Source organism: Nocardia nepalensis (assembly GCF_048910785.1).
GTDB lineage: Bacteria > Actinomycetota > Actinomycetes > Mycobacteriales > Mycobacteriaceae > Nocardia > Nocardia nepalensis.
On the sequence record NZ_JBKBET010000038.1, the window covers coordinates 413,943 to 432,151 of the forward strand.

An 18,209-nucleotide genomic window follows, 5' to 3' on the forward strand; every position below is an offset into this window, starting at 1 on the left:
ATTTGCGAGCCGCCCGGGCATGACCGACAGGTAGCGAATCGGGAGCGCCCGGAAAGTGTCACAACCGGCCCATTTCGGACCTTCCCGAGCACACCGAATACCGGGCGCGCTCCGGTCACCAACCGAAAGGCATTGCGCGCCCGTATGTTTCGAGATGGAAGTGGTTTCGGCCGTAATTACAGCGTTGCGAGGGCCTCGACCTCACGGGCGAAGTGCGGCGCCCGGACGCCGACACTGAGCAGGCTGGCCGCCTTCAATGCCTGATAGCCGCCGACCACATCGGTGGCCCGATGCAGTCCGAGTTCCTGCAGCGCCGCGGCGGCGAGACTGGAGGTATAGCCCTCCGAGCAGACGATGATCCATTCCACGTCGTGATCGGTGGCCAGCGCCAACCGAGCCGAACTCGACGGATCCAGCCGCCATTCCAGGACATTCCGTTCGATCACCAGCGCACCGGGCAGCGCGCCCTCGCGGGCCCGCTGCGCCTGCGGCCGGATATCCACCAGAATCGCGCCCCGGTCGACCGCCTCGGGCGTTTCGAAGGCATAGATACGGTTCAGGCGGGCCCGTGCGTTCTCGAGCATCTGATCGATGGACAAACGGGTCATTACATATCACCTTCGGGCTGGTCGGTGAGGACGGTTCGGGAACGCCGCAGGGTGCCGTGGCCGGTCACCTCGTAATAGGACATGGCGGTGAGCGGCGGTGAATAGGCGTGCACGCTGAGGGTGGGATCGAGTGGCCCGGCGGATTCGAGGGCGGCCGGTGCGCGCATCACATCGTGCACCCAGCCGATCGGAAACGAGGCCTGGTCGCCCGCGGTCAGCGTGCGTCGGCGCAGTTCTGTTCCGTTCCAGCGGAATTCCGAGAGCGCGCCGCTGAGCACGGTCAATGCGCCGAGCGATCCGGCGTGGTCGTGCAATTCGGTGGACTTGCCCGGTGTCCAGCTGATCAGCCAGACATCGACCTCGTCGTCGGAAAGCAGCCGGGTGGCCCAGCGTTCATCGGCGGGCCAAATTCCATTGGCGGGCAACAGATGGTCGTAGCGCCCCGCGAGTACGTCTTCGGCGCCCTCGTCGGTCAGCCGGAGCAGATCGGCGGGACGCAGGCGGGTGGGTAATGCGGAGGAGACCGCGCGATCGAGCGGCGGGGTAGCCGTCAGGGTGCTACGTGCGGAATTGATGGAAAGAACAGAAGAACGCATCAGCGAATCTCCAGGAGTATGTCAACGGTCGAGGGACTTGGTCAGCCTCGAACGGTCGAGGCAGGTCAGCCTCGACAACACTCCTGGGTGCTCACGCGGGAATACACGGGTGCGAGTGTAGCAGCGCGAAAACCGGCGGCAAAGCGCGTGCACCCACGGGTGGGCATATCAAGCACCCTTACGGCGCTGATTGCGCTCGTAGACCAGGCGCAATCCGGTCAACGTGAGATGCGGCTCATGATGGTCGATGGTCTCCGATTCCGGCACGATCAACGGCGCGGTGGCGCCGGTCGCGACCACCGCGACATCGTCACCGGCGAACGCGTCGAATTCATCGCGAATCCGATCGATCAGGCCGTCCACCAAACCAGCGAAGCCGAAAATCGCCCCGGATTGGATGGCCTCGACGGTGTTCTTGCCGACCACCGAACGCGGCCGCGCCAACTCGACCCGGCGCAATGCGGCACGCTCGATCAGCGCTTCACTGGAGATCTCCACACCCGGCGCGAGTACCCCGCCGAGAAACTCGCCCTTCGCCGATACCAGATCAACAGTGGTGGCGGTGCCGAAATCCACCACAATCGCGGCCGTGCCGAATCGATGATGGGCGGCAAGGGTGTTCACGATGCGGTCCGCGCCGATTTCCTTGGGATTGTCGACCAGCAGCGGAATACCGGTTCGCACACCGGGTTCCACCACCACATGCGGCACATGATCCCAATAGCGAGTGAGCATCGATCGGATCTCGCGCAGTACCGGCGGCACCGTGGACAGCGCCGAAACTCCGATGATCTCCTCGACCTGTTCGCCGACCAAACCGCGCACCTGCATGGCGAATTCGTCCGCGGTCAACAGCGGATTGGTATGCATCCGCCAATGCCGCACCAGCTTCGCGTGATTACCGCTGCCCGAGAACAATCCGAGCTCGATGCTCGTATTCCGGACATCGATGGTCAGTAGCATCAGACGGTGGTGAGCGAGCGCGGGGTGACCAGACCGGAACCCTCCGGCGCATGCGCCGGATCGGAGCCGAGATCGGTCGGGCGATTGTGCTCGTCGACGAAGACGACCTTCGGGGCGTACTCCTTCAGCTCCCGCTCGTCCATCATGCCGTAGGCGATAAGGATGACGAGATCGCCAGGATGCACGAGATGTGCTGCGGCGCCGTTGATCCCGATGACACCCGAACCGCGCTCACCGGCGATCACATAGGTCTCCAGGCGGGCGCCATTGTCGATATCGACGATGCAGACCTGCTCGCCCTCGAGCAGATCGGCGGCGTCGAGCAGATCCTGGTCGACGGTCACCGAGCCGACGTAGTGCAGATCGGCATGGGTCACCGTGGCGCGGTGGATCTTCGACTTCATCATGGTGCGCAACATCGCTGTCGCCTTTCCTAAATGTTGGCCTGGGCAGGCTGGGAATCGGTCGCGGCGGTGCGCGAATCGGGAAGTGTGGGGCCGCTAGCGACTGCTTGCAGGTCGCTCGAAACAACACTGCCGCCGTCGACTGGCGCGCCCAGTGCGACGGCGGTGTTGTCGATCAGGCGGGTGGCGCCGACCTTGGCGGCGATCAGCAGCCGCGCATTGCCGTTCGCGGGGGCCGGACCGAGCGTGGACGACCGCAGTTCGAGGTAGTCGACATCGACACCGGTGGTGGCGTCGAGCACCGCGCGTGCGGCCGCGAGCACCGCATCGGCGCCGAGTGCGCCCGCATGCCGACCGGCGGCCAGCGCCGCGGACAGGGCCAGCGCCGATTCGCGTTGCGCCGCATCGAGATACCGATTGCGCGAGGACAGCGCGAGTCCGTCGGGTTCGCGAACGGTCGGCAGCGCAACGATCTTCACATCCATATTCAGATCGCGCACCATCTGCCGGATCAGCGTGAGCTGCTGATAGTCCTTCTCACCGAAGAACGCCTCGGTCGGGCGCGCGATATTCAGCAGCTTGGCCACCACGGTCAACATGCCCGCGAAATGCGTCGGGCGGCTCGCGCCTTCGAGCTCGGCGCCGATCGGGCCGGGATGCACGGTGGTGCGCGGGCCGTCCGGATACATATCGGACGCGCTCGGCGCGAACACCAGCTCCACGCCCTCCTCGCGCAGCAGTTCCACATCGGCGTCGAGGGTGCGCGGGTACTTGTCCAGATCCTCGTTCGCGCCGAACTGCAGGGGGTTCACGAAGATCGAGACGATGACCACCTGATTGGTCCGCTTGGCCCGGCGCACGATCTCGAGGTGCCCCTCGTGCAGCGCGCCCATCGTCGGCACCAGTCCGACGGTGCGGCCGACGCCGCGCAGGGCCTTGGAGACCGCGGCGATCACCTCGGGATCGTGGTGCACGGTCAGCTCACCGCGCCGGTACGCGCCACGCAATGCCGGATCCATCATCGGCCTCCTTCCAGCAGCTCGATCAGAGCCGGATTGGTCTTGGCACGCTCGGCCGTGCGCAGTGACATGGCGCGGTAGCCCGCGGCCAATCGGGGATCGACGGCCGCCAACGCGGCCAGATGCGCGGCAACGGCATCCGCGTCGCCGCGTGCCACCGGACCGGTCAGCGCCGACTGGCCGCGGCGCAACGCGTTGTCGAGCGCGGCGGAGGCCAAGGGGGCGAGCAGTCGCTCGGCCAAACCGTTGGGCTGATCGTCGACGATCTGCTGGCCGAGCAGGCCGGGTCCCGCCAGCGCGGCGCGCAGTGCGTCGACCGCGTCCAGGATCACCGTGACCAGGTGATTGCTGCCGTGCGCGAGCGCGGCGTGATAGAGCTGGCGATTCTCTTCCTGCACCCGGACCGGTTCGCCGCCCATCTCGATCACCAGCGATTGCGCGATGGCGAAACCGATTTCGTCGGCGGCGGTGATGCCGAAGCAGGCATTGCCGAGCCGGGCGACATCCTCGTCGTGCCCGGTGAAGGTCATCGCCGGATGAATGGCCAGCGGCAGCGCGCCGCGCTCGGCCAGCGGCGCCAGCAGCCCGACGCCATTGGCGCCGGAGGTGTGCGCGACGATCGTGCCGGGCCGGACCACACCGGCGGAGGCCAGACCACGCACCAGGCCGGGCAATTCGGCATCGGGCACGGCCAGCAGCAGCAGTTCGCTGCGGGCGGCGACCTCCTCGACGGGCAGGATCTCGGAATCGGGCAGTCGAGTGCGGGCCCGGTGCACGGAGGCATCGGAAATGGCGGCGACGCCGAACACCACGTGTCCGGCTCGCTCCAGTGCCGCGCCGAGGGCCGAGCCGACGCGTCCCGCCGAGACGATTCCCACCGTCAAGCGTGCGGGCGCGGGGTCACCCGAAGCAGCGTTGTCAGGGTTGACGCTTCTCGAGGTCAACGTTGTCCTCTCGATGTCGTTCCAGTCCCGGGCAGCCGGGTACCAGACGTTACGCACCGAGAATATCGGCCCATCGTTCGCCGATGCCACGGGGCACCCGCGTGATTTACAACGCAGCATCTTTGGCCGCGCCTGCGGCGCGGCGTGTTCGCGGCCCCCTTGGTCTCGCGGCTGACCCTTTCGAGCGACCTGCAAGCAGTCGCTAGCGGCGCCGTCGAGACTCGCGCCTGCGGCGCATGCGCTTCGACGACTCGGCTGTGTTCGATGGCCGCGCCTTCGGCTCGGACGCGAGACGGGCCGCGAACGTCGCTCGTAAGACTCGCTCCGTGGTGGTTGGGAGTGCAGAAACGTCACCGTCTCAGCACAGGTCAGCGACCGCTGCGCCCGTTTTCCTCCGACTGCAGGTTGGCCATGATCTCGGCGACCGAGAGGCGGCGAGAGGAAGTGCCGGAGTCGGCGTCCGGATCGACGCGGCGACGTCGTCGGGAGCTGGCGGTGCCGGCCGGCGGGACCGTGGTCGTCGGGCGCGGGGCGGGCTCCGGACGCGGGGTCGACGGCTCCGGGGTCGACAGCCCGTGTGACGCGGGCTCCGACTCCGGCGGCGACAGGCGCGGCGGCACCGTGTACTCCAGCGGCTCCAGGCGCGGCTGGACGCCGGTCTTTTCCGGATCCTCGGTGAACGCGTCCGCCCAGCCGGACGTGGAGCCGAACGATTCGATATGGCGCGCATCGTCGATATCGACGTCGGCGATGTCCGAATCGTCGAGATCGTCGACGGAGACGACCGCGGTTTCCGCGGTTACCGGCTCGTCGAAGGGGCTGGCGAACCGCGGGGCCTGCGGATGATCCGATTCGAAGACCGGGGTGACGGTGCTACGAGATTGCTGGAACGCCGCATCCGGCCAGCCGTCGGCATTCGCCGAGCTATTGTTGGACGAATTTCCAAATGCGCTCGGCAGCTCCTGAATCCGGGTCGCATCGGCGCGCAGCGCGGGACGATCCATCGGCAGGTCGCCGTCGAAGAGCCGCTGCAGGCTCTGCCGGAGCACGCTGAGTTCGGCGCGCAGGGCGGCCATTTCGGCCGCGTCGGCGCCGACTTCCTCGCGCACCCGCGCCTCGACGCCGAGCTCGTATTCCCGGCGCGCGGTGACCTCGCGCTCCAACTGGAGCTCGTACACCGTCTGCAGGTCACGGACCTTGGCCTTATCGATCGTGGCTTCCTTGCGGTACCGCGTCGCGGCCAAAGCGCCGATCACGGCCGCCCACAGCGCCGCCACCAAGCCGATGCGAACAAACTGCAGCCGGTCGCTGAAAACCAGGAAAACGCTGGCAACCAGACCGAGCAGAATCAAAACACCGATGAACAATTTTCCCGCGTCGTCCCGCCGTCGACGAGAGGTGCTGCTACGGGAGGGTGAAACCATGGACGCCAGGGTAGCTTGATCAGCCAGCCGCGCCCAGATTCACACACGGCGATTCCGGGAAGTTTAGTTGCTATGTGGTTGCTGGATCGTCCGAAGGATCCTCGGGAGCCCGACAGCAATACTCGAGCCACAGTGCCGCAGCAACCAAAGCGACCCCCGCCAGCATCCCGACGATGGCGCCGGGGCTGTCCGCACCTGCCGCATTCAAGGTGCCGCGCTGGGGGAAAACCCAGAAAAGGAAACCCAGCCACACCCCGGCGGCGAGCGAACCGACCTGTGCCGAGGCCTTGGCCAGCGCGACCGCACGGGCCGCGGTGATCGGATGCAGCTGGTGGGTGCCGTCGCCGATCTCGTGTTCGTTGACCCGCGAGCGGATCACGAAGCCGAGCGCCACCTCGATCGCGGCCACCGGATAGAGCGAGGCGCCCGCATAGATCGAGATAGGCGGAAAACTGCCGTAGGCCATGCGCGTGAGCAGCCACGCGACGACGGCCGCGACAACGACATTCGCGAACAGGTCGAGGATCCGGGTCGGCTTCAGCTTCACGACACCGATCCCTCCGCGGCTGTCGCCGAACCCGGCAGCGCGAATTCGGTCGGCCGCACACCCGCGCGTTCGGCGGCGTCGAGTGCAGCGAGCAGTTCGCGCACCGGCCGGACCGTCCCGTCGACCTCCAGCACCGCATCCGGCTGCACATCCAGCCACGGGATCAGCACAAAGGCCCGATTGTGCGCCTGCGGATGCGGCAGAGTCAGTTCCGGATCGTCGCTGCGGCATACCTGTCCGCCCTCGGCGCACCAGACCACATCGACATCGAGGGTTCGCGCACCCCAGCGCACCTCGCGCACCCGCCCGGCGGCCTGCTCCAGTCGCTGACCGAGACGCAGCCAATCGCGCGCGCCGAGTTCCGGATCTGCCACCAGCACGATGGCATTGAGGTAGTCGTCCTGTTCGACACCGCCCCACGGCGCGGTCGAGTACACCGGCGATACCGCCACCACGCGCCGCCCGAGCCCGTCGACAACACTGCGCAGATGCGCGAGCCGGTCGCCCAGATTCGAGCCGATCGACAGCACGGCGCTACTACTCATCCCACGGACCCCCGCTGCCGCGAGGTGACCACGCGGACGTCGGCGAAGGTGTGCGGGATCGGCGCGGACGGCTTGTGCACCACGACCTCGACCCCCTGGATGCGCGGATCGGTCATCACATCGTCGGCGATCTCGGAGACCACCTTCTCGATGAGATTGCGCGGCGGGCCCTGGATGATCTGGACGGCGCGCTCGGCGAGGGCGCCGTAGTCGATGGTGTCCGCGAGATCGTCGGTGGCCGCGGCGGCGGCGAAATCGGCCCACACCGTCAGATCGACCAAGAACTCCTGGCCGTCGCGGCGTTCGTAGTCGAAGCAGCCGTGATAGCCGTAGGCGCGCAGCCCGCGCAGCTCGATCCGATCCGGCTGGGTCATGTCGCGGCTCCTCGCGTGCTGTGCCGGGCGGCGCGCTGCCAGGCGTCGGTGACGGCAATGGCGTCCAGCGAGGCGCGCACATCGTGGACGCGGACACCCCAGGCCCCGTGCGCGGCGGCCAGCGCCGACACCGTCGCGGTCGCGGTCTCGCGGCCGTCCGGCGGGCGCGGGCCCTCGGCATCGGCGAGCAGGGCGCCGAGGAAACGTTTGCGGGAGGCGCCGATGAGTATCGGCAGCCCATGGCCGACCAGTTCGGGCAGGGCACCTAGCAGCGCCCAATTGTGTTCGGCGTTCTTGGCGAAACCGAGACCGGGATCGAGGACCAGCCGGGACCGGTCGACACCGGCGGCGACGGCCAGCTCCACCTGTGCGCTCAATTCGGCGAGCACCTCGGCGACCACATCGTCGTAGTGATCGGCCGGACCGGTGTGCCGATAGTCCGCACCTGCCCGCCAGTGCATAAGGATCCACGGAACATCGGCCGCCGCAACGACTTTCACCATATCGGGATCGGCGCGCCCGCCCGAGACGTCGTTGACCACCGAGACACCGGCCGCGATCGCCGCCGCCGCGACGCCGGCCCGCATGGTGTCCACGCTGGTCGGCACGCCCGCAGCTACCAATCCGCGAATAACGGGAACCACCCGCGCGGCCTCGGTTTCGGGATCGATCCGCACCGCGCCGGGCCGGGTCGACTCGCCACCGATATCGATGATGTCGGCGCCCGCCTCGTACAGCTCGATGCCGTGCGCGATGGCCAGGCTCGGATCGAGGTAGCGTCCGCCGTCGGAGAAGGAGTCGCTGGTGACATTCACCACGCCCATCACCACACAGGAGCGACCGCCACGCGCGACTCCGTGCAGGTCCACCGCGCCCTGCCTCACTTCCGCAGGATCAGATCGAGGGCCTCGGCGCGCGAAGCGGCATTGGACTGCAGCATGCCGCGCACCGCGGAGGTGGTGGTGCTCGCGCCCGGCTTGCGAATACCGCGCATGGCCATGCACAGGTGCTCGGCCTCGATCACCACGATCGCGCCGCGCGGATCCAGCTTGCGCATGACGGCATCGACGATCTGGCTGGTCAGCCGCTCCTGCACCTGCGGCCGCTTGGCGTAGAGGTCGACCAGCCTGGCCAGCTTGGACAGTCCCGTCACGCGGCCGTGCGTACCGGGGATATAGCCGACGTGCGCGACGCCGTGGAAGGACACCAGATGGTGTTCGCAGGTCGAGTACAGCGGGATATCGCGCACCAGCACCAGCTCCTGGTGTCCTTCGTCGAAGGTGGTGTTCAGCACCGAATCCGGCTCGACGTAGAGCCCGGCGAACATCTCCCGATAGGAGCGGGCGACCCGCGACGGCGTATCGATCAGACCCGGGCGGTCCGGATCCTCGCCGACCGCGATCAGCAACTCCCGGATCGCCGCCTCGGCGCGGTCCTGATCGAAGACTCGGCCGGTCTCGAGTGCGATCAGATCCGGCTTGGCCGGGCCCGCACCGTTGCGCTGGACTATATCCCCATCGTCGTCGACGGTAGCGTTGCTATTCCCGAGGCCACCGATGTGATTGTTGGCCGACAAGCGAGACACCTCCAAAATCTCGGGTACCGGCAATCACCCGGCACCCAGATGGTCGAGCCTAATCGCCACTAGTCAGTGTCGACCGTTCGGTCCATCCCAATCATGGTTCTCGCCCTCGTTATTCCCGGTACCGCTGGCGGGCTCTTCATAGGGGGCGTTGCCATGCCCCTGCTGACCCCACGGCTGCTGCGGCTGGGGGTACCCGTGGCGCGACTGCGGCTCACCCTGCCAGCCGCCGTAACCGGGCTGACCCGACTGCTGCTGCGGCTCGTCCCGCGGCGGCCAGCCCGGTGCCGACCAACCGGCCGGGGCGCCGTAATCCGGCCGGGAGCCGTGCGTTGCGCCCTGCCGCGGGTAGGCGGGGGCCGGAGCCTGCGGCAGCGGGTAACCGGTCGCGGGCGGCTGGGAGTAGCCGCCGTAGCGCGGTTCCTGGTAACCGGCGTCCGGGTAGCCGTTTGCCGACGCGGCTTCGCGCTGCGGCAGCTTCGGGTGGACCGACTCCTGCGGCGGCCACGGCTCACCGCGTTCGGCGGCCAGTTCGCCCGGGGTCTTCACCGGCGGCTTATCCGAGGGGACGCGCTCACCGAAATCGTTGAACGCGGTGATCCGCGGCCGCTTCTCCACCGCGCTGAGAATCTCCTCGAGATCCTTGCGGTGCAACGTCTCTCGCTCCAGCAGCGCCGTGGCGAGCACGTCGAGCACGTCGCGGTATTCGTTGAGGATGGCCCATGCCTCGGTGTGCGCGGCCTCGATCAGGTTGCGCACCTCCTCGTCGATGGCGCCGGCGACCTCGTGCGAGTAGTCCGAACCCATGCCCATCGAGCGACCGAGGAACGGGTCGCCCTGCTCCTGGCCGTAGCGCACCGCGCCGAGGCGCGCGCTCATGCCGTATTCGGTGACCATCGCGCGGGCGATCTTGGTGGCCTGGTCGATATCGGAGGAGGCGCCGGTGGTCGGCTCGTGGAACACCAGTTCCTCAGCCGCGCGGCCACCCATCGCCATCACCAGGCGGGCGATCATCTCCGAGCGGGTCATCAGGCCCTTGTCGTCCTCGGGCACCGTCATGGCGTGGCCGCCGGTGCGACCGCGGGCCAGGATGGTGACCTTGTAGACCGGCTCGATATCCGGCATCGCCCACGCGGCCAGGGTGTGGCCACCCTCGTGGTAGGCGGTGATCTTCTTCTCGTGCTCGCTGATGATGCGGCTCTTGCGGCGCGGACCACCGATGACGCGGTCCACCGATTCCTCGAGCTGCTCGCCGGTGATCACCGCGCCGTTCTCGCGGGCGGTGAGCAGTGCGGCCTCGTTGACGACATTGGCCAGATCCGCGCCGGACATGCCGACGGTGCGCTTGGCCAGACCGTCGAGATCGGCCTCGGGCGAGATCGGCTTGCCCTGCGAATGCACCCGCAGGATGGCGCGCCGGCCGGCCAGGTCCGGATTGCTGACCGGGATCTGGCGGTCGAACCGGCCGGGACGCAGCAGCGCCGGATCGAGGATGTCGGGGCGGTTGGTCGCGGCGATCAGGATGATGCCGGTGCGATCGCCGAAGCCGTCCATCTCGACGAGCAGCTGGTTCAGGGTCTGCTCCCGCTCGTCGTGACCGCCGCCGAGGCCGGCGCCGCGCTGGCGGCCGACCGCGTCGATCTCATCGACGAAGATGATGCACGGGCTGTTCTGCTTGGCCTGTTCGAACAGGTCGCGCACGCGGGAGGCGCCGACACCGACGAACATTTCGACGAAGTCCGAACCGGAGATGGTGAAGAACGGCACCCCGGCCTCACCCGCGACGGCGCGCGCCAGCAGGGTCTTACCGGTACCGGGCGGGCCGTAGAGCAGCACACCCTTGGGGATCTTCGCGCCGAGTGCCTGGTAGCGCACCGGATTCTGCAGGAAGTCCTTGATCTCGTAGAGCTCTTCGACGGCCTCGTCGGCGCCCGCCACATCCGCGAACGTGGTCTTGGGCATGTCCTTGGTGAGCTGTTTGGCCTTCGATTTGCCGAAGCCCATCATGCCGCCGCGGCCACCGCCCTGCATGCGGGACATCACAAAGATGAACAGCCCCAGCAAGATCACCATCGGCAGCACGAACAGCAGGATCTGGGTGAACCAGCTCTCCTGTTTGACCACGGTGTTGAAGGGCGCACCGGACTTCTGCACGGTGTCGAAGACCTGGTTGGAGGTCTCACTGCCGCCCGGGTACTTGGCGATGATCTTCTTCGAGCCGGAGGTGGCGTCGTTCCCGTTGTTCAGCTCGATGCGCAGCTGCTGCTCGCGGTCGTCGATCTGGACGTTCTTGACGTTGCTCTTGTCATTGAGCTGACTCAACGCAACCGAGGTATCGACGCTCTTCCAGCCGCGCGTGTCGTTGCCGAAGATGCTGAACGCATAAATCACGAGAGCGATTCCCGCGACTATGGCCAGGGTGCGAAACACAGTCTTGCGGTTCATAGAGCGTAGGCCGGGCGGCCAGTCCTTTCCGGGTGTCTCCGGTGCATGCCTAGCGTGGCGTCGGGCGAGTCCCGTCCGGTAGTTCGGATGCGGACAGGCCACGTTACCGCGTACGGTCTAGTCGATACATCGCGCAGTACGGCAGCTGGTGTAGTTCGACAGGTAAACGGCCGGGGAACGTCCGTGGTTCCCGAGGTCTCCGGTCGGGGTTACTCCAAGTGGTCACAATCATGTCATGTTCGGCCTATCGTGAGCGACGACACATCACCGCGGTGCGAGCGACGGGCCCGAAGGCGGTAGCTTGCGTTACCCACGTAAGTCCCCGGGAGCACCGTAACCAACAGAGCGCAGGGGGTATGGACATAGTCGAGCTACGGACACCCACAGCGATACTGCGGCACGGGCGCGGGCGATTGATAGTTCTGCGGCCCGGCAGTGACGGCGAGCGTGTACTCGACGTGCCGGTGACCGACCTACTCAAGGTCCGCCTGAACCGACGTGCCGACGACGCGGTCGTCATCGAGATCTACCTGCGTTATCCGACTCCCGTGCTCACCGGCGTACCCGCGGACCGCACGCCGCTACCGGTCCTCATCGCCGAGCACGACTTCCCCGCGGCCGCCGAGATCGTCGAGCGCATCAACGACCAGATCCTGGCCAGCCAGCGCATCGACGTCGCCGCCCCCGATCTGCAGCCGCCACCCCCGCAGTGGGGCAAGAGCGGGCCGACCCGCGCCGACGTCGATCGCGCGGTGCGGCGGATGGCGCCCAGGCGCGAGGCCAAGGCGGCGATAGCCGCTCTGCATCGCTATGTCACCGCCGATGAATACGTGCTCGAGACCGCGATCGCCGTCGCGCACCCGCCCGCGGGCACCGGACTCGGGCTGCTGGCCGCGACCACCGGGCGACTGCTGTTCATTTCCATCGGCCCCGGCGACAAGTACGCGCACGAGTTACCCATCCCGGTCGTCATGTGGGCGCGCACCACCGAGGGCGCCGCGGCGCCGGGCGAGATCGGTTCGGCGCGCGGCGACACCGGCATCGATGTGCACGACGGAAACGTCACGTTGCATTTCATCGGAACCGATCGGGCCGATACCGAACGCGTCACCTGCGCGGTGAATTTCGCCGTCCGGCGTGATTCGGCGAACGGCGCGGCCGGCCCGGCCGATCCCGGCGTCGCCCAGCTCTATTCCGAGTGGGAATTGCTGGTGGAACGGCATTCCCTCGGCATGGTCGACGATGGACAGTTCCAGCGTTACGGCCGGGGGATCCTGCGCTCACTCCCCGACGGGCACTGACTGCAGGCCGATCCGCCGCCACGGGCTGCTCGGGCGCAGCCACAGGCGCAATAGCTCCATGCGCCGATCCACGCCGCCGTTTTTCAGTTCGGCCAGATCCTCACAGGCCTGCCAGTAGGTCCAGCCGGTCAGGTAGGCATCGCCGAATTGGCGCCAGTTCTGATATTTGCGCTGGGCCAGCGGCAGTGCCCGCATCAGATAGTCCCAGGCCACCTCGGCGTCGAGATAGCCCGCGGTGAAAGCCATTCGGGCCACCGCGACCACCCGGGCCAGATCCCAGGCGTGGATATCGCTGGGCAGCGGCCGGGCCAGGTGATCGGTGAATCCGATCTTGATCGCCTGCGACCAGATGTCGTAATCGCGGACCAGCGCCTCGGGATTGTCCATCCCCCGGAACGAGCCGACCTGACGTAGGAAGGCCCGATGCCGATCGGCCCGCTCGCCGAACCGGTCGCGTTCACTGGCATTGATCGATGCCATCACCAGCGGATGCACCATCGCGTACAGGGGCGCGTGCATACCCTCGAGCAACTGCTCCATGGAGGCCTGCGCCTCGGTGCCGTCGGTGATGCCCCATGCGCCGGTCAGGGTGTCGATGGCGAGTTCGCGGCGATCGCCGAGCGGATGGTCGCGCTCGGGACCGAGCAGCAGCGCGTCGTGGAAGGCGTCCCAGCGCGCCGAATAGAAGCCGCCGAGCGCGAGCGCGCGCAGTTCGTCATCCGATACCGCCGCGCCGGACCAATGGTCCTCCTCCCGCTTGTCGAGTTCGTCGTAGGGGAAGGTGGTCAGGGTGGGCACACCGCGGGCAGGCATGCCAACGATTGTTCCCCATCGATCTTGGAAGGGCCTGTGTAATCGCCAGGCTTTGTCGGATTGGATTCTTGGCCTGCCGGGCGGCAGTACTGAGGGCTAATGTGCACGCATGAGTAGCAACATCACCCTCCTTCGTGGCCTGGATCCTGCGCCTACCGAGCAGGAAATCTATGCTGCCGCACTGCAGTACGTGCGTACGGTCGGTGGCGTGTCCGGCCTGAGCACGACAACCAAGGCAGCCGTCGACAAGGCGGTGAACGCCATCGCGGCCGCGACCACGCAATTGCTCGCGGATCTACCGGATGTGCGGGTCGCACCGGTCACCGAAGCACCACTGCGCCGCGAGGGTGCGCAGGCGGAGTAGTTCGGCAGTTCAAGGCAGGGCGTCCGCACCGTAGGTGGCTACGCAGGCCAGCGCGATCTCCAGCGGCAGGCTGCGCATTTCGATCGGATGGCCGAGCAGTTCCTCGATCCGCTGGATCCGGTAGCGGACCGTGTTCTTGTGCACCCCGAGTAGTTTCGCCGTGGCCTCCGGGCTGCGATGGCTCTTCAGATACGCGTGCAGTGTTTCGCGCAGGCGTGCGGCATTGGCATCACGGCCCGCCAGCGCGCGCAATTCGCGCCCGATCAGACCGCGCATGGCCGCGTCGTCGACACCGGCCAGATAGGCGATCTCCACCTCGCGATACGCGGTGACCCGCGCGGGGTCCGGCGCCCCGCGCTCGGCGACGTGCCTGGCCGCGACGGCCTCGTGATGACTCTGCCGGAATCCGGCGGCCTGCGCGGCGGGCACCCCGAACGCCACCCGCACCGGCGACTCGACCTGACCGCGCACGATCCGCTCGATCGCCCCCGGCACCGCCAATTCGGCGGCGTGCGCGTCATCGTCCAATCCCGCCCAGGCCCACATGCCGCTGGCACCGGAGGCGACGGTGAGCACCCGGCCGCTGCCGAGCGCCGTGCCCAGCCGCGTCGCCACCCGGTCCAGCAGCCCGCTCGGCTCGCCGTCGCCGCCCGGCTCACCGGTGGTCTCATCGGTCCACAGCACGAAGGCCAAGTGCGGCTTGGCGAGTCGGTAACCAAGCCGGACCGAGGCCTGGTCGGTATCGAGTTCGTCACCGGCGAGCAGGGCACGCACGATTTCGGTGCGCCGATTCAGCGCCGCGCGCATGACGCGCTCGCGCTCCTCCATGTAGGTATCGGTCAGCGTCTCCACCGAAATGCTGACCCATTTGGTCGAACGCTCGAACAGCCGCAGCATTACCGCGCGCTCGATCTCGGGCGGCGGCTGGCGCTCGTCGACGGCGTCGGTCATGTATTCGAGCACCGCCTCCTGGCCGACGTGGTAGGTCCGCAGCAGCAGCCGCAGATCGTAACCGCGGCGCGCGAGGGTTCTGGCGAAGGCGTGCGCCTCCTCCGGCAGGGCGAATTCGATGGTGTCGCTGGTGAGATTGGCAAGCACCACCCTTGCGTGCGCCCGGGTGCTCGCCGCGAGGTCGCGGCGCATATCGCGATCGGCCAATTCCGGGATATGCGCGATGATCGCGCTGTCGAGTCGGTCGACGACCTGTTCGAGGGCCTGGGTCCGCATCGTCTCGTAGACGTATTCGGCCAGCCAGTCGCGGACCACTTCGCTGTTCGGGCCGATCGCCGCCGATCGCGCGGCTCCGCCGGGCGAGGCCATAATCCCTCCGAATTGTACTTTGAGAACAAATCGCGCCGGATTCGTTGACAAATCGGTCCAAGAAAGTCCGGCACTCTTGTGTCACGATCATAGGTCAGTGAACTGATTCACAGTAATCAGCACAGCGGTTCACAGCACAACGTCAGTGGGAGAACAGCAGTGACCAACACCGAATCGGTGCCCGGCGCGGCCGAGAAGAAGACAACGGCGCGGAAGACAACGGCGAAAAAGACCGCGGCGCGAGCGACGGGCCCGGAGGCGGTAGCGGATGGATCGGCGCAGTCGGCCGGAGGCCGTCCGTTGCGGGGAGCGGTGGGCGACGGGCGGGCCCACGGCCCCGACACAGATCCGGCATCGATCGAGGTACGCAACCCCGGTACCGGCGCGGTCGTCGGCACCGTGCCGAATGAGAGCGCCGAAGCGGTCGCGGCCAAGATCCGCGAGTTGCGCCTGTACCAGCCGGAGTGGGAGGCCATCGGCCCCGACGGCCGCAAGGAATGGCTGCTGAAACTGCAGGACTGGATCATCGACAACACCGAGCACCTGGCCGACGTGCTGCAGGCCGAGGCGGGCAAGCCGCGGGTGGACGCGTTGATCGATCCGGCCTTCTCCACCGATCTCATCGGCTACTACGCGCGCCGGGCCGCCAAATTCCTCGCCGACGACCATCCGTCGCCGCACAGCCCGCTGGCCCGGGTCAAGAAGCTGACCACGGTGTACAAGCCGTATCCGGTGGTCGGCGTGATCACGCCGTGGAACTTCCCGCTGGCCATGCCGGTCATCGATGTGATCCCGGCGCTGGCCGCTGGCGCGGCGGTCATCCTCAAGCCGTCGGAGGTGACTCCGCTCTCGGCGGTCGAATTGGCGAGGGGCTGGGCCGAAATCGGCGCACCGCCGGTCTTCGCCGTGGTCACCGGCGCGGGCACGACCGGCGCCGCGGTGGTCGAGAATGCCGACTACATCCAGTTCACCGGCTCGACCGCGACCGGGCGCAAGATCGCCGCCGCCTGTGTCGAGCGGTTGATCCCCTACAGCCTGGAGTTGGGCGGTAAGGATCCGGCCATCGTGCTGGCCGACGCCGATCTGGACCGGGCCGCGCACGGCATCGCCTTCGGCGGCATGTTCAACTCGGGTCAGGTCTGCATCTCGGTGGAGCGGGTGTACGTCGAGGCGCCGGTGTACGACAAGTTCGTCGCCAAGCTCACCGACGCGGTCCAGAATCTGCGTCAGGGCCTGGACGGGCGCGAGTCCGAATACGACGTCGGCGCTTTGGCCAACGAGAACCAGGTCCAGATCGTGCAGCGGCATGTCGACGAGGCCCTCGCGGCGGGCGCCAGGGTCACCACCGGCGGCAAGCGGACCGGCGTCGGCACGCTGTTCGAGCCGACCGTGCTCGTCGATGTCGACCACACCATGTCCTGCATCACCGAGGAGACCTTCGGCCCGACCCTGCCGGTGATCAAGGTCGCCGACGAGGCCGAGGCCGTTCGGCTGGCCAATGATTCGATCTACGGCCTGTCCGCGTCGGTCTGGACCGGGAACAAGGAGCGCGGCGAGCGGGTGGCCCGCGCACTCGATGTCGGCGCGGTGAATATCAACGACGTCTTCGTCAACCTGTTCAGCTTCGCGCTGCCGATGGGCGGCTGGGGGCAGTCCGGTGTGGGCGCCCGCTGGGGCGGCCCGAACGGCGTCCGCAAGTACTGCAGGCAGAAGGCGATCACCACGCCGATCCTGCCGACCCAGCAGAAGGAACTGCTGTGGTTCCCGTATCAGATGCCGAAGGTGCTGTTCGGGCTCGGCGCGATGCGCGCCGCCGGGGCGCGCGGTCTTCGGCGCATCGACATTCCGGCGATCCTCAAACTCAAGGGAGACAACAAGTGACAGACGGGGCGAAGATTCGCGGCAAGGTCGTCGTCATCACCGGTGGCGCGCGCGGCATCGGGCTGGCCACGGCGACCGCGCTGCAGGCGCTCGGCGCCAAGATCGCGATCGGCGATATCGACGAGACCACGGTCAAGGAGTCGGGCAGCGCCCGGAATTTCGAGCTGTACGGCAGCCTCGACGTCACCGATCCCACCTCGTTCGAGAACTTCCTCGACGAGGTCGAGCGCACCGTCGGCCCGATCGATGTGCTGATCAACAACGCGGGCATCATGCCGACCGGCAAGTTCGCGGACGAACCGGACCAGATCACCCGCCGCATCCTCGATATCAACGTCTACGGCGTGATTCTCGGATCCAAGCTGGGTCTGGCGCGGATGCTGCCCCGCAAGCGCGGGCACATCATCAATATCGCCTCGCTCGCTGGTGAGACGCATATTCCGGGCTTGGCGACCTATAACGCCAGCAAGCACGCGGTGCTCGGCTTCACCGACACCCTGCGCGAGGAGTACCGGGGTTCCGGTGTCGCGTTCTCCTCGGTGCTGCCCACGCTCACCAATACCGAACTCGGTTCCGGTGTGAGCGGCCCCAAGCTGCTGCGCCCGGCCGAGCCGGAGGAGATCGCCGACGCGATCGTCGCGTTGATCGCCGCGCCGAAGTCCAAGGTCCGGGTGACCGCGGTGGCCGGTCTGCTCTCGCAGCTGGTGAATCTGCTGCCCGAACCGGTGGCCGACGGACTGGCCAGGGCGCTGGGTTCGAGCAATGCCTTCCTCGACGATGTCGACACGGCCGAGCGCAAGGCCTACGAGGACCGGGCGCGCAGCCTCTGATCGAGCAGCGCGGGCGCCGTGGTCGTGTTGTCGCGACCACGGCGCCCGCTCGCGATTCGACGCCCACAAACGCATTTGTGATGAATCTCACTATGTATCGCTGTAACGGCTCCGACTCCGTTGCGGGGCGGTTTCCCGGGCGTGACCGGCCACACTTCGACATACCCGACACCACACCTCGCGCCGCATTGATGCTGGTCATACGCCCAATTAACTTAGGCGAGGCCTGCCGCGCCGCGATCGCCAAAG

19 protein-coding genes are annotated in these 18,209 nt (G+C 67.3%); 4 read left to right on the forward strand and 15 right to left on the reverse strand.

Features of this window, described 5'->3' with window-relative positions; all coding sequences use genetic code 11:
* Positions 1 to 176 precede the first annotated feature (176 nt).
* The 13 genes from ACHQ4I_RS36505 to ftsH form a co-directional block, all read right to left on the reverse strand.
* Positions 177 to 599, reverse strand: coding sequence for a rhodanese-like domain-containing protein (locus ACHQ4I_RS36505; protein ID WP_420776633.1), 423 nt, complete (start codon positions 597 to 599; stop codon positions 177 to 179).
* Positions 600 to 607: 8 nt separating this feature from the next.
* Entirely contained in the window at positions 608 to 1,162 is a 555-nt protein-coding gene (locus ACHQ4I_RS36510) for a cysteine dioxygenase (RefSeq protein WP_420776634.1), read from the reverse strand.
* A gap of 210 nt (positions 1,163 to 1,372) precedes the next feature.
* The gene (locus ACHQ4I_RS36515) at positions 1,373 to 2,167 is read right to left on the reverse strand and encodes a type III pantothenate kinase (RefSeq protein WP_420776454.1); all 795 of its coding nucleotides are present in this window, start codon (positions 2,165 to 2,167) and stop codon (positions 1,373 to 1,375) included.
* On the reverse strand, positions 2,167 to 2,586 hold the full coding sequence (gene panD, locus ACHQ4I_RS36520; protein WP_420776455.1) for an aspartate 1-decarboxylase: 420 nt from the start codon (positions 2,584 to 2,586) through the stop codon (positions 2,167 to 2,169). Before panD ends, ACHQ4I_RS36515 begins: the two co-directional genes overlap by 1 nt.
* A 14-nt stretch (positions 2,587 to 2,600) precedes the next feature.
* Complete coding sequence (gene panC, locus ACHQ4I_RS36525; protein ID WP_420776456.1) at positions 2,601 to 3,593, reverse strand: pantoate--beta-alanine ligase; 993 nt, start codon at positions 3,591 to 3,593, stop codon at positions 2,601 to 2,603.
* On the reverse strand, positions 3,590 to 4,534 hold the full coding sequence (locus tag ACHQ4I_RS36530) for a Rossmann-like and DUF2520 domain-containing protein (RefSeq protein ID WP_420776457.1): 945 nt from the start codon (positions 4,532 to 4,534) through the stop codon (positions 3,590 to 3,592). The genes panC and ACHQ4I_RS36530 overlap by 4 nt, the downstream gene beginning before the upstream one ends.
* Positions 4,535 to 4,902: 368 nt before the next feature.
* Complete coding sequence (locus ACHQ4I_RS36535; protein ID WP_420776458.1) at positions 4,903 to 5,958, reverse strand: DUF6779 domain-containing protein; 1,056 nt, start codon at positions 5,956 to 5,958, stop codon at positions 4,903 to 4,905.
* A 70-nt stretch (positions 5,959 to 6,028) separates the two neighbouring features.
* On the reverse strand, positions 6,029 to 6,499 hold the full coding sequence (locus ACHQ4I_RS36540; protein WP_420776635.1) for a DUF3180 domain-containing protein: 471 nt from the start codon (positions 6,497 to 6,499) through the stop codon (positions 6,029 to 6,031).
* A 2-nt stretch (positions 6,500 to 6,501) separates the two neighbouring features.
* Positions 6,502 to 7,050: a 2-amino-4-hydroxy-6-hydroxymethyldihydropteridine diphosphokinase gene (folK, locus tag ACHQ4I_RS36545; protein WP_420776459.1), complete on the reverse strand. Its 549-nt coding sequence runs from the start codon at positions 7,048 to 7,050 to the stop codon at positions 6,502 to 6,504.
* A complete protein-coding gene (gene folB, locus ACHQ4I_RS36550) occupies positions 7,047 to 7,424 on the reverse strand; it encodes a dihydroneopterin aldolase (RefSeq protein WP_420776460.1) in 378 nt (125 codons plus the stop codon). The genes folK and folB overlap by 4 nt, the downstream gene beginning before the upstream one ends.
* Positions 7,421 to 8,248, reverse strand: coding sequence for a dihydropteroate synthase (gene folP, locus ACHQ4I_RS36555; protein WP_420776636.1), 828 nt, complete (start codon positions 8,246 to 8,248; stop codon positions 7,421 to 7,423). The genes folB and folP overlap by 4 nt, the downstream gene beginning before the upstream one ends.
* A 56-nt stretch (positions 8,249 to 8,304) precedes the next feature.
* Complete coding sequence (gene folE / locus ACHQ4I_RS36560; protein WP_420776637.1) at positions 8,305 to 8,934, reverse strand: GTP cyclohydrolase I FolE; 630 nt, start codon at positions 8,932 to 8,934, stop codon at positions 8,305 to 8,307.
* Between the two features lie 138 nt (positions 8,935 to 9,072).
* A complete protein-coding gene (ftsH, locus tag ACHQ4I_RS36565; protein WP_420776461.1) occupies positions 9,073 to 11,451 on the reverse strand; it encodes an ATP-dependent zinc metalloprotease FtsH in 2,379 nt (792 codons plus the stop codon).
* 356 nt (positions 11,452 to 11,807) lie between these two features.
* Between ftsH and ACHQ4I_RS36570 the strand changes: the two genes are divergently transcribed.
* On the forward strand, positions 11,808 to 12,752 hold the full coding sequence (locus tag ACHQ4I_RS36570; protein ID WP_420776462.1) for a hypothetical protein: 945 nt from the start codon (positions 11,808 to 11,810) through the stop codon (positions 12,750 to 12,752).
* Here the strand turns inward: ACHQ4I_RS36570 and ACHQ4I_RS36575 are convergent.
* Entirely contained in the window at positions 12,732 to 13,565 is an 834-nt protein-coding gene (locus tag ACHQ4I_RS36575; protein WP_420776463.1) for a DUF1266 domain-containing protein, read from the reverse strand. The two genes, ACHQ4I_RS36570 and ACHQ4I_RS36575, sit on opposite strands and share 21 nt — an antisense overlap.
* 109 nt (positions 13,566 to 13,674) lie before the next feature.
* Here ACHQ4I_RS36575 and ACHQ4I_RS36580 point away from each other — a divergent pair, with 109 nt between their 5' ends.
* Positions 13,675 to 13,929, forward strand: coding sequence for a DUF2277 domain-containing protein (locus tag ACHQ4I_RS36580; RefSeq protein ID WP_420776464.1), 255 nt, complete (start codon positions 13,675 to 13,677; stop codon positions 13,927 to 13,929).
* A 9-nt stretch (positions 13,930 to 13,938) separates the two neighbouring features.
* Here ACHQ4I_RS36580 and ACHQ4I_RS36585 read toward each other — a convergent pair whose 3' ends face one another.
* Entirely contained in the window at positions 13,939 to 15,249 is a 1,311-nt protein-coding gene (locus ACHQ4I_RS36585; RefSeq protein ID WP_420776465.1) for a PucR family transcriptional regulator, read from the reverse strand.
* A 312-nt stretch (positions 15,250 to 15,561) separates the two neighbouring features.
* Between ACHQ4I_RS36585 and ACHQ4I_RS36590 the strand changes: the two genes are divergently transcribed.
* Complete coding sequence (locus tag ACHQ4I_RS36590) at positions 15,562 to 17,130, forward strand: aldehyde dehydrogenase family protein (RefSeq protein WP_420776638.1); 1,569 nt, start codon at positions 15,562 to 15,564, stop codon at positions 17,128 to 17,130.
* A complete protein-coding gene (locus ACHQ4I_RS36595; protein WP_420776466.1) occupies positions 17,127 to 17,960 on the forward strand; it encodes an SDR family oxidoreductase in 834 nt (277 codons plus the stop codon). Before ACHQ4I_RS36590 ends, ACHQ4I_RS36595 begins: the two co-directional genes overlap by 4 nt.
* Positions 17,961 to 18,209 lie beyond the last annotated feature (249 nt).